The organism is Flavobacterium maritimum, from assembly GCF_040049085.1.
Lineage (GTDB): Bacteria > Bacteroidota > Bacteroidia > Flavobacteriales > Flavobacteriaceae > Flavobacterium > Flavobacterium maritimum.
Map to the genome: position 1 here is coordinate 1 of NZ_JBDLZY010000007.1, position 12141 is coordinate 12141.

10 protein-coding genes and 1 pseudogene are annotated in these 12141 nt (G+C 34.7%); 7 read left to right on the plus strand and 4 right to left on the minus strand.

Going from position 1 to position 12141, the window contains the following annotated elements; translation table 11 throughout:
* The first annotated feature begins 68 nt into the window (after nucleotides 1-68).
* Nucleotides 69-1283: an efflux RND transporter periplasmic adaptor subunit gene (locus ABEB23_RS15240; protein WP_348813476.1), complete on the plus strand. Its 1215-nt coding sequence runs from the start codon at nucleotides 69-71 to the stop codon at nucleotides 1281-1283.
* Between the two features lie 236 nt (nucleotides 1284-1519).
* Nucleotides 1520-2872, plus strand: a complete 1353-nt coding sequence (locus ABEB23_RS15245) for a DEAD/DEAH box helicase (RefSeq protein ID WP_348813478.1) — start codon at nucleotides 1520-1522, stop codon at nucleotides 2870-2872.
* 94 nt (nucleotides 2873-2966) lie between these two features.
* Here ABEB23_RS15245 and ABEB23_RS15250 read toward each other — a convergent pair whose 3' ends face one another.
* The gene (locus ABEB23_RS15250) at nucleotides 2967-4082 is read right to left on the minus strand and encodes a lactonase family protein (RefSeq protein WP_348813479.1); all 1116 of its coding nucleotides are present in this window, start codon (nucleotides 4080-4082) and stop codon (nucleotides 2967-2969) included.
* A 183-nt stretch (nucleotides 4083-4265) separates the two neighbouring features.
* On the opposite strand from ABEB23_RS15250, the gene ABEB23_RS15255 reads away from it, so the two are divergent.
* From ABEB23_RS15255 to ABEB23_RS15270, 4 genes are read left to right on the plus strand one after another with little or no spacing between them, the layout of a single operon-like run.
* Nucleotides 4266-6194, plus strand: a complete 1929-nt coding sequence (locus ABEB23_RS15255; RefSeq protein WP_348813480.1) for a vWA domain-containing protein — start codon at nucleotides 4266-4268, stop codon at nucleotides 6192-6194.
* A gap of 29 nt (nucleotides 6195-6223) precedes the next feature.
* The gene (locus ABEB23_RS15260) at nucleotides 6224-7480 is read left to right on the plus strand and encodes a dihydroorotase (protein ID WP_348813481.1); all 1257 of its coding nucleotides are present in this window, start codon (nucleotides 6224-6226) and stop codon (nucleotides 7478-7480) included.
* 3 nt (nucleotides 7481-7483) lie between these two features.
* Nucleotides 7484-7807 (plus strand): DUF4870 domain-containing protein, encoded by a 324-nt coding sequence (locus ABEB23_RS15265; protein ID WP_348813482.1) that lies wholly within the window; start codon nucleotides 7484-7486, stop codon nucleotides 7805-7807.
* 8 nt (nucleotides 7808-7815) lie between these two features.
* Entirely contained in the window at nucleotides 7816-8463 is a 648-nt protein-coding gene (locus ABEB23_RS15270; RefSeq protein WP_348813483.1) for an alpha/beta hydrolase, read from the plus strand.
* Between the two features lie 67 nt (nucleotides 8464-8530).
* Here the strand turns inward: ABEB23_RS15270 and ABEB23_RS15275 are convergent, their stop codons facing one another.
* Nucleotides 8531-9031 (minus strand): hypothetical protein, encoded by a 501-nt coding sequence (locus tag ABEB23_RS15275; RefSeq protein WP_348813484.1) that lies wholly within the window; start codon nucleotides 9029-9031, stop codon nucleotides 8531-8533.
* 10 nt (nucleotides 9032-9041) lie between these two features.
* Nucleotides 9042-9806: an MBL fold metallo-hydrolase gene (locus ABEB23_RS15280; protein WP_348813485.1), complete on the minus strand. Its 765-nt coding sequence runs from the start codon at nucleotides 9804-9806 to the stop codon at nucleotides 9042-9044.
* Nucleotides 9807-9902: 96 nt separating this feature from the next.
* Here ABEB23_RS15280 and ABEB23_RS15285 point away from each other — a divergent pair.
* A pseudogene (locus tag ABEB23_RS15285) lies at nucleotides 9903-11362 on the plus strand (TonB-dependent receptor).
* Between the two features lie 258 nt (nucleotides 11363-11620).
* On the opposite strand, the gene bcp reads toward ABEB23_RS15285, so the two are convergent.
* Nucleotides 11621-12073 (minus strand): thioredoxin-dependent thiol peroxidase, encoded by a 453-nt coding sequence (gene bcp / locus ABEB23_RS15290; protein WP_348813486.1) that lies wholly within the window; start codon nucleotides 12071-12073, stop codon nucleotides 11621-11623.
* Nucleotides 12074-12141 lie beyond the last annotated feature (68 nt).

The window sequence follows — 12141 nt, forward strand, 5'->3', positions numbered from 1 at the left end:
AAGATACAATTGCTAAAAATGCACAATATTTAATTGATAGCGAAAGCTTTATTAAAACAGAATAGCTGATGAAACTGATAAAAAAAATTAGTATCCTATTTATAGTATTTGCAACATTAATAGCATGTAATACTAAAAACAAGGAAGATCATAGCAAACATGCTACAAAAGAAAGTGTTTACTATACGTGCGCTATGGATCCGCAGATAAAGGAAAATAAACCGGGAAAATGCCCAATTTGCCACATGGAGTTAACGCCAATAAAAAATGACGAATCAGCGGCTAACGAAATAGCCCTGAGCGAACAACAAATAATACTGGGAAACATCACTACGCAAGCTATAGCAGAATCAGGAAATAATTTAGAAGAAACCTATACAGGCGTTTTAACGATTAACCAGGAAAAAGTTAAAACTATATCCTCAAGGGCGATGGGAAGAATCGAAAAGCTATATTTTAAAACTATAGGGGATTATATTAATAAAAACGAGGCGGTTTATCAATTATACAGCGAAGATATCGCCATAGCCAAACAAGATTATTTCACAGCCTATAAACAGGTCGCAATGCCCGGTGATTTTGGAAAAAATGCTAAGACTATGCTGCATGCGGCCAAACAGAAACTGCTTTTCTTTGGCTTATCGAACAACCAAATTGAAAACATAAAAGCGAGTAGCGAAGTTTCTCCTTACACTACTTTCTACAGTAGTTCCAGTGGGTATGTTACCGAAATAGCAGCCACAGAAGGTAGCTATATCATGGAAGGTTTGGGAATACTTAAATTGGCAGATTTAAATAGTCTTTGGCTTGAAGCACAAGTAAATGTAAATTATGCAAAAAGCTTAAAAATTGGACAAAATGCAAAAATTTCATTTACAGACTATCCCGATAAAACAATAAATGCCAAAGTTGCATTTATTAATCCGGAAATAAATCCAGACACCAGACTGCTTTTAATTCGGATGGAAGTACCTAATCCGAACTTACTCCTAAAACCAGGTATGCAGGCAATCGCAAAATTATCCCAACCTAATGTGAAAGGATTATTTATTCCAACCGATGCTGTTATCAGAGAACAACATGCCACTTATATATGGATTGAAAAAAGACAAGGTGTATTTGAAAACCAAATGGTCGAAACAGGAATTGAAGTCAACAACATGGTCGAAATTAAATCGGAACTAGATGCAACTAAAAAAGTGGTCATCACTGGGGCTTATGCCATAAATAGCGAATACAAACTTCGCAAAGGAACAAATCCTATGGAAGGACACGATATGTAATACTTTAAAAACTTTATAATAAAAAACTAAAAATAAAAACCAAAACGGTTTAAAAACTACGTTAAATAGCTTTTAATATTCTTGTCCAGCATGATTTCACTTTGTTTGAACTAGGGTATTCTAGGTGCTTTAGCACTGATTTTTAGATTTTTATAGTAATAGATTTCTCGAATCGTCAAACAATCTAACAATCTAACCGTCAATTTAATGTACCTTTGCAAAAAATTTAAATGCAAATGACAACTTTCGAGCAATTCAATCTTCCTAAATCTGTACAAAAAGCAATCGACGAATTAGGGTTTGTAACGCCTACTCCTATACAAGAAAAATCTTTTGCTGTAATCATGTCGGGACGTGACATGATGGGAATCGCTCAAACCGGAACCGGTAAAACATTTGCCTACCTATTACCTTTATTAAAGTTATATAAATTCACTAATACCAATACACCAAAAATTGTTGTTCTTGTCCCTACCCGTGAATTAGTAGTTCAAGTAGTGGAGGAAGTGGAAAAACTGACAAAATACATGTCGGTTAAAACACTTGGGATTTATGGTGGCGTGAATATAAACACTCAAAAAAAAGCAGTCTATGAAGGTGTTGACATCTTGGTAGGAACACCTGGCCGAACTATGGATTTGGCTTTGGATGCTGTAGTTCGTTTTGATGAAACACAAAAACTGGTTATTGATGAGTTTGATGAAATGCTCAATTTAGGATTCCGAACTCAATTAACGGCACTTTTGGCCATGATGAAAACCAAGCGTCAAAATATTCTTTTTTCAGCCACCATGACTGATGAAGTGGATGCCGTTTTAAATGACTTTTTTGATTATCCGGAAGAAGTAACTTTAGCCAATTCAGGAACACCTTTGGAAAACATCAAACAAATTACTTACAACGTTCCTAATTTTAACACCAAAGTTAATCTGTTAAAACATTTATTAGAAACTAACGAAGACATGAGTCGCGTTTTGGTTTTTGTAAACAACAAGAAGATCTCTGATATGCTTCACACCCGCATAGAAGAGGATTTTGAAGGTCAGTTTGGGGTAATCCACTCTAATAAATCCCAAAACTATCGTTTGAGTACCATGGCTGAGTTCCAAGAAGGAAACTTACGTGGTTTGATCACGACAGATATTATGGCGAGAGGATTGGATATTTCAAATATTACCCACGTTATCAACTTTGAAATGCCGGAATTACCGGAATTGTACATGCATAGAATTGGTAGAACCGGTCGTGCTGATGCAACAGGAACTGCCATAAGCTTTATCGCTCCTCGTGAAGAAGAGTCTAAAGTAGAAGTAGAAGTTTTAATGAATTTGGAGCTAGATACCGAACCTTTCCCAGAAAATGTTGAAATTTCCGCAAAATTAATCGAACCTGAAAAAGACAGACAGCCGATTAAATTCCTGATGAAGAAAGTCAAATTAGATGGCGATGGTGCTTTTCATGAAAAAGATAAAAAGAACAAAAAAATCAATTTGGGAGGTCCTTCCAAGACAAAAAAGAAAACACACGGTTCTGTCAATCGAAACATGCTAAAAACCAGAGACAAAAAGAGAAAGGACAAGAATAAATAGTATTCAGTCTCCGTTTTAAAAATGAATAAATATTAAAAAGGCTAAAAATGAAATTTCGTTTTTAGCCTTTTTTAATTTATCGGATTGGAGGGTATTATTTATTTGGAGCGAAGACCAAACAAACCGGTGAGCACAAAGCGATTCTTTTCCCAGTATCTGTAAGCCCTCCAGTAGTTTTATCTCTTTTAAAAATCACCACATCGTTTGTATATTGATGCGCTACCAAAAGAAAATTACCTGTTGGATCAATCACAAAATTTCTAGGCCCTTTCCCCAAAGTACTTGTTCGCCCTTTGGCTTCTAATTTTCCGTTTTTTAGAATTTTAAAAATCGAAATATCATTGGCTTCACCTCTATTTGTTGCATATAAAAATTTACCGTCAGGTGAAATATGAATATCCGCAGAACTTAAAGTTCCTTTAAAATCTTTGGCTAAGATGGTGGTTTCATCAATCTTTTTCAATATTCCTTTTGAATACTTAAAAACAGTCAAGGTACCGTCTAATTCCTGCAATACATATACAAATTTCCCGTCTTTGCTAAAGGCAAGATGTCTGGGCCCGCTTCCTGATTTTACGGCTACACTGTCTTTAGGCTTTAATATTTCATTCGCCGAATTTGGATTGTATTCGTAAGAGTATACTTTGTCATTGCCTAAATCATTCGACAAAATAAATTTTCTGTCTGGCGAAAAATGAACCATATGAACATGTGGCCCTTCTTGTCTTTGAGCATTAATTCCTTTTCCATAATGTTGAACTACCTGTTTCGCTTCGGTAAGACTACCATCACTATTTTTACCAAAAACGGATATATTTCCTCCTGAATAATTCGCAACAATTACATTTTTGTCATCATTGATAATATAACAAGGATCCGCTCCTTTGGCACTTTGTTTATTAATGAAGTCCAGTTTTCCACTTGTGGCATCAAATCCAAAAGAACTTACCGTACTTTCGGCACCATTTTCATTTACAGAATAAACAATTTTATTATCCGTTGAAAGCGTTAAATAACTTGGGTTTATGCTTTTTTCAGTCGCGTTTTTAAAATTAAAATCAGCTGTATTCGTATCAAAATCATAGACATAAATTCCTTTACTGTCACAACTGTTGGTGTAGGTTCCAATAAGTAAATTGAATTTTTCGGTTTGTGCTTGCACGCTTGGGAAGATTGAAATTAAAAGAAGAATTAAAATTCTGTTTTTCATAATGCTGTATTTTTCTAGGAAAGCTAAAATACATAATATATTTATAAAGAGACTCAATTGTTTTTACCGTCGAAAATTTATAACAACTTCCTCAGAAACTGTCAGCAAATTTGTATTTTTGAATGCTAAAATTCACTGAACTTCGTTGAAATTAAAATCTGGTGAAGTAAACTATACATTCGAATGCATTTTAAACATCCCGAAATTTTATACTTTCTGTTCTTATTGATTGTTCCAATTTTGGTTCATTTATTTCAATTACGTCGTTTCAAAAAAGAATATTTCACCAATGTTCGTTTCCTAAAACAGCTTTCTATTCAAACCAGAAAGAGCTCCAAAATCAAAAAATGGTTGCTGCTTGCCTGTCGTTTATTGTTGCTGGCTTGCATTATTATTGCCTTTGCCCAGCCTTTTTTTGATGCCAAAGACAGTAAAAACGCCTCTAACGAAATGTACATTGTTCTAGACAATTCCTTTAGTATGCAAGCCAAAGGCAAAAAAGGAGAATTACTAAAACGTGCGGTTCAGGAACTACTTGAAGAAACTCCTGAAAACACCACTTTTTCATTATTGACCAACTCAGAAAACTATTGGAATACCGATATAAAATCGGTTCAAAACTCGCTGCAAAATCTAAAATACAGTGCAACACCTTTTCAGCTAGACCACATAATGGCTAAAATAAATGCACATAAATCCCCTTTCAAAAAAGACATTGTAATTATTACTGATGCAGTAGGACTTGACCAAAAACAATTAAAAAGCATCCATCCGGAAAACCTAACGTATTTTATCATTCCGAAAGCGGAACAAAAAAACAATATTTCAATTGACAGTGTTTTTATTCACCAGACTCTCGATAATTTCTATGAAATAACCGTTGACTTATCCGGTTATGGTGATGATTTAAAACCGGTACCTGTAGCCTTATATAACGAAGAAAAACTTATTGCCAAGACAATTGTACCTATCGAAAGCAAGAAAAAAAGTATCAATTTCACGATTCCAAAACAAACATTTCACGGTTATGTTTCTATTGTTGACAATGGCTTAGGATACGACAACAACTTATATTTCAGCATTTCTAAAACAAAAAAGATTAATGTCCTGAGTATTGGTGAACCCGAGAAAAGCAATTTCCTTTCCCGAATTTACACCCATGACGAATTCAACTTCAACAACTTTACCCTAAGCGCATTAGACTACAACAGTCTGGAAACACAAGATGCCATATTATTGAATGAATTAGACGAAATTCCTCTGGCATTGCAAACGACCTTAAAATCATTTGTGGCAAAAGGCGGAAATTTAGTTATTATTCCTTCCTTAAAAACTTCCATTTCCGATATGAATTCTTTTCTCGCGAATTTTGGAAATATCCAATTCAAATCATTGGAAAACAAAGAAAAGCTTATTACCAAAATTAACTTTAATCACCCGCTTTTTAATGGTGTTTTCGAAAATAAAATCACCAATTTCCAATACCCGAAAACAAAAAATTCATTTACGCTAGCCAGCTCCAGTCCCGCCATTTTATCCTACGAGGACCAGAGCATTTTCCTGACGTCAATACGAAGTTTGAATTCGTCTGTTGCTGTTTTTTCGGGACCAGTTAATATCGCTAATTCAAACTTTCAACAATCGCCTTTGATCGTTCCTGTTTTTTTTAAATTGGCAGTAATAAATCAAAATACAGGAATAAAGGCCATAACAATTGGGAACAACAATCCCTTTTTCATAGACGCCTTGCTATCAAAAGACGACATCTTGACCATTAAAGGCGCAGAAGAACAATTTATCCCGGTACAGCAAATTTTGAACAATAAAGTAAAAATGGTTTTCAATGATTATCCGGAACAAGCTGGTAATTACAGTATTTACAATAAAAAAGAACGATTAGAAAACATCAGTTTCAATTACAACCGAAGTGAAAGTAATTTGGCTTTAGCCAATGAAGATGCCGTTTCCGATTATAAAACAATCGAATCTGTATCGGCCGTATTTGATACCTTACAAACCAACAGAACTGACAATCAAATTTGGAAATGGTTTCTTATCTTTGCACTGTTATTTTTGGTAACAGAAATGGCAATTATACGATTCGTAAAATAGAACGAAAGTCCAATAATTAAAAACACATCATGAAAATAATCATCCGAGAAGCAAAAATTATCGATCCTAAAAGTCCTTTTCACAACAAGACTGCTGATATTTTAATTGTAGATGGTTTTATAAAAAAAATAGGAACAACACTTCCAAATACTGAAAATGCTGAAGAAGTAAAACTCCCAAATCTTCATGTTTCCCAAGGATGGTTTGACAGCAGCGTTTCGCTTGGAGAACCAGGTTTTGAAGACCGAGAAACCATTGCAAACGGACTGGATGTAGCAGCAAAAAGTGGTTTTACTGCCATCGCTTTACAGCCCAACTCCTTCCCAGTTATCGACAATCAGTCCCAAGTAAATTTTGTTGTAAACAAAGCCAATGGATTTGCTACTCAACTTTTCCCAATAGGCGCTTTGACAAAAGAAAGCGAAGGAAAAGATATGGCTGAATTATACGATATGAAAAAAGCTGGTGCGGTAGCTTTTGGAGATTACAATAAAAGTCTTGACAATGCCAATTTGCTAAAAATAGCCTTGCAATACGTTCAGGATTTTGACGGCTTAGTCATTGCGTTTGCACAAGATGATAAAATAAAAGGAAATGGAGTTGCCAATGAAGGTATCGTCTCCACAAGATTAGGTTTAAAAGGAATTCCGAATCTGGCCGAGGAATTACAAATAGCAAGAAACCTGTTTTTACTGGAATATACTGGAGGCAAATTGCACATTCCTACAATTTCTACTGCAAAATCAGTACAACTAATCAAAGAAGCTAAAGCAAAAGGGCTAAACGTAAGTTGCAGTGTTGCCGTACATCATTTGGTATTAACAGATTCAACATTAGAAGGATTTGACACCCGCTATAAAGTTTCTCCTCCATTACGAACAGAAGCAGACAGACAGGCATTGATTGAAGGTGTTTTAAATGGCACTATCGATATGATTACCACTGACCATAATCCGATAGATATCGAACATAAAAAAATGGAATTTGATACCGCCAAAAATGGAACCATAGGACTGGAAAGTGCTTTTGGAGCTTTAATGAGTGTATTGCCAACAGAAACTATAGTCGAAAAACTGACTGCCGGTAAAGCAACTTTTGGTATCGAAGCCCAAATAATTGAGGAAGGTGCCAAAGCAAATATTACCTTATTTAATCCTGAAGACAGCAGTATTTTCTCGAATGCATCGATTTTGTCAAAATCAAAAAACTCTGCTTTTCTAGGGGTGGAAATGAAAGGAAAAGTATATGGAATTGTGAATCAAGATCAACTGATTCTAAAAAAATAAAACATGAACAACACTATGGAAACCGGAAAAACTACCGCAATCATAAGCTATCTGACCATCATTGGAGCCATTATTGCGATATTTATGAATTTAGAAAAGAAAAACACTTTTGCTGCATTTCATATTCGTCAGGCCTTAGGCATATTTGTTTCCTTTTTTCTGATTGGATACTTTATAGGTTACTTTGACAGTTGGATGATTTCTTCAGCCTTTTATGTTTTCTATTTTATTCTTTGGATTTATGGCTTTTTAGGAGCCTTGCAAGGAGAGATGAAACTGATTCCATTATTAGGAGAGCAATTTCAAAAAATATTTAAAAATATCTAATAGCAAACATGAATTTATCCTTAGAATACCTCATCAGAGAACCAAAAATAAAACAAGACAAAAACCCTCTTTTACTTTTACTTCACGGTTATGGCAGCAACGAAGCTGATTTGTTTTCGTTTGCGTCTGAACTTCCGGATGAATATTATATCATTTCAGCCCGTGCCCCTTATGACTTACAATACGGAAGCTATGCGTGGTATGCTATTAATTTTGATGCCGATCAGAACAAATTTTCAGATCACGAACAAGCTAAAATTTCACGGGATCTGATTGCTCAGTTTATTGATGAATTAATCGAAACATACCCTATTGATACAGACGACATCACTTTACTTGGTTTCAGTCAAGGTTCGATTCTAAGTTATGCCGTAGCGCTTTCACATCCTGAAAAAATCAAAAGAGTCATTGCATTAAGCGGCTATGTGAGTGAACCTATTTTAGAAGAAAATTATAGAAATAATGATTTTTCAAATCTGGGTATTTTCGCTTCTCACGGAACTGTAGATCAGGTAATCCCGGTAGAATGGGCCAGAAAAACAAAACCTTTCCTGGACAACTTAGGTATCGAGTCTACTTATAAAGAATATCCCGTAGGCCATGGTGTTGCACCACAAAATTTCTATGATTTTAAAAACTGGCTTATTGAAAATTAGTATTCCGTATTCAGTCGCAGTATACAATCAAATTATGATTTGAAAACTGCGACTGAAAACAAATACTTTATTTTTGATACAATAAAGACTGATTGACTTCAAAAGAAATACTTTCATCCTCATTAACGAAGTATTTCAATAAAACTTCTCCCCAGATTTCACCATCACTATAATCGGCAATAATCCATCTGTGGTTAAGAATTTTCACCTTATTGATGATAAATTTATTGGCTCCTATTTGATCTTGCCCTACATAAGGATTCCCTTTAGGATTGTTATTATAATCCATCAGTTTTTCTGTAACGTATGGAATTAATTTTTCATATTGAATTATTTTTTCAGAACCCCCAGACTCAAAATAATTTTGGGCATTTTCATTTCGTTCCAAAGAAAAATAATTGGCATCGGCTAATTTAGCAGTAACTGAATTCAAACTGTCTTTAAGTTTAGTGGTTACTTTTTTATATCTGTCTTGCTCAAAAGTCACCTCTTTACTCAAGAACATATAAGTAAAAATAGTCATCAGTATGGAAAGAATAAAAAGATAGAGCAGTAACGATTTTTTCATTTTTGTTGATTTAAATTGTAATTTCTAGATTATCATAGGCCACATAAACATTTTCGGGAAGCTTTTTTTGTATCTCTTCGTGAAAACCAAAATGATGACTGATATGAGTCAGATAAGCCTTTTCTGGGCGCACCAAATTTATAAAATCTAATGCTTCTTCCAAATTAAAATGGGTGGCATGACATTCCTCCCTTAAAGCATTTATAACCAATACTTTTAGGTTTTTCAATTTACCAATTTCTTTTTCCTCAATGGTTTTCACATCTGTTAAATAGGCAAAATCATCAATTCTATAACCAAAAACCTGTAAATCACCATGCATAACATTAATAGGAATAGCTATTTTATTCCCTAGCGGAAAAGGTTGATCGTTGACTACTTCGATTGTTTTTACAGATGGAGCTCCCGGATAGCGATTAACTGTTTCAAAAACATAATCGAAACGTCGTTTTAAATTATCAATTACCCTTTGATGAGCAAAGATTGGCATCTCTCCTTGCCTGAAATTAAATGGTCGAATATCATCTAATCCGGCAGTATGATCTGCATGTTCATGTGTAAATAGAATTCCTTCCACTTTTTTACAATCGGCAGTCAACATTTGTTGCCTGAAATCGGGACCGCAATCGATTACGAAAGAATGATTTTCCCAATAAACCCAAACTGATACTCGGAGTCTTTTATCCTTATTATCAGTACTTTTACAAACTGGATGATCGCTCCCTATAATAGGAATTCCTTGCGACGTACCAGTACCTAAAAAATATACGTTCAATTGCTTCTGTTTTTTTTACAAAAATAGGGTTAAATATCTTTCATGAGAAGCCTATTTAGTTAACTTTGTAACATAATTAGCCATATTTAAAACAAAATGGGTACTGAAATAAAACTAAAAGGTGACAAAGTCATCGCACAAATTCCTTCTATAAAAGATAAGGCGCTCCGTATCAATTTGAATGAAAATATCTATGGTACGTTTGCTGAAATCGGTGCTGGACAAGAAACGGTTAGACATTTCTTCAGAGCAGGAGGTTCTTCTGGTACTATTGCAAAAGCAATGTCTGCCTACGACAAAGACTTTAGTGATGCCATTTATGGTGTTGAAGAAGACGGCCGCTATGTAACTGAAAGCAGATTAAAGAAAATGCTTTCTCACGAAGTTGACATAATGGAACAGCGTTTAAACAGGGAAAAACACCCGAATAAAATGTTCTTAGTTATGCCAATACGGTTGCCACAATCGATTTTGCCAAACAGTTTAAAGGCCATGGTTGGGTTGGTATTCGTTTTCAAATAGAACCTGACGAAGATTACAACGAAATCATCATCCACATTCGATTCAAGGAAACAGATTCGAAATTGCAACAAGAGACTCTTGGTATTCTTGGTGTGAATTTGATTTATGGTGCTTTCTACAAATACAACGATGCAAAGAAATTATTGCGTTATTTATATGATCATTTAGAGAAAGATCAACTGGAGATTGACACCATCAATTTCTCAGGTCCACGTTTTGCCGATGTTGACAACCGTTTGATGAGTTTACAACTCGTGAAAAACGGAATGACCGATGCCGTAATGTTTAATCCTGAAGGCAAAAACATTCTTCCTGCATCGATTTTATACAAAAAGAACATTCTTGCCTTTAGAGGTAGCTTCCGTCCCGTTACAAAAGTAAATATGGACATGTATGAGAAGTCCTTAAAAATGTTTTTGAACGAAAATAAAGTAGAAGTTGATAATACACTTGTGGTATTTGAAATCACACTTTCGAATTTGCGTTCTGATGGAGAAATTGACGAAAGAGATTTTATGGATCGAGCCGAATTACTTTGTTCATTAGGACAAACAGTAATGATCTCGAACTTCCAGGAATATTATAAAGTGGTTGAATATTTTGCCAACTATACTAAAGCACGTATGGGATTAGCCATGGGTGTCAACAACTTGGTAGACATCTTCGATGAGAAATATTACCGCCATTTGAGTGGTGGTATTTTGGAAGCTTTTGGAAAGTTATTCTATCGTGACATGAAAGTATTTTTATACCCGATGTTAGGAGATAATGGTGAAATTATCACTTCTGATAATCTAAAAGTGCATCCAAGAATGAAAGAATTATATAAATTCTTCAAATTCAATGGAAAAGTGGTTGACATCGTTGACTATAATCCGGAAATCTTGAAGGTATTCTCTCGTGAAGTCCTAAAAATGATTAGCAAAGGAAAACCAGGTTGGGAAGAAATGCTTCCTTCCGGTGTAGCAGAAATCATTAAAGAGCACCGCCTTTTTGGTTACGAACCAAGCAATTTTATGAAACTAAGTAAATAATATTTTAGTATTCTGTGTTCAGTCACAGTGCTCAGAAAGAAAAAAGCCTAAAAAGAATGTATATTCTTTTTAGGCTTTTTTCTTTTTTACAATTTATCCCAATAATTTTATAAAATAGTCCATTTTATCAGTTTGAGCGAGTCGAGAATCATTCGTACCTCTTGACTAAGCTCGATGTGACAAAAACAAGATTGGACTATATTGTGCTAGCTAATCCTAAAAATGAGAGCACTAAAACTGGAACTGATTACTGAATTTTTATTTTAATATTTGATCAGCGTGTTCTTTGGTTTTCACGTCAGTGATTACGTTGTCAATAATTCCGTTTTCATTGATTACAAATGTCGTTCTGTGAATACCATCGTATTCTTTTCCCATGAATTTTTTAGGTCCCCAAACTCCAAAAGCATTAATTACGGATTTATCTTCATCAGCCAATAATGGAAAAGGGAATTCGTACTTGTCTTTGAACTTAGCTTGTGCTTTTTGACTATCGGCACTTACACCTAAAAGCTCATAATTATTAGCCTGAAAGCGTTCAAAATTATCCCTCAAATCACATGCCTCGGCGGTGCATCCGGGTGTATTTGCTTTTGGATAAAAGAAAACAACTAATTTTTTTCCTTTATAATCAGTTAATTGATGTACTTTTCCGTCTTGATCAGGGCTTGAAAAATTGGGCGCCTGGTCTCCTATTTTTAATGGTGTCATTATTTTGATTATTTAGACTGTTTGATTACTCGATTATTAGTATTCCTTAATGCCCCAGATTAAAGTGA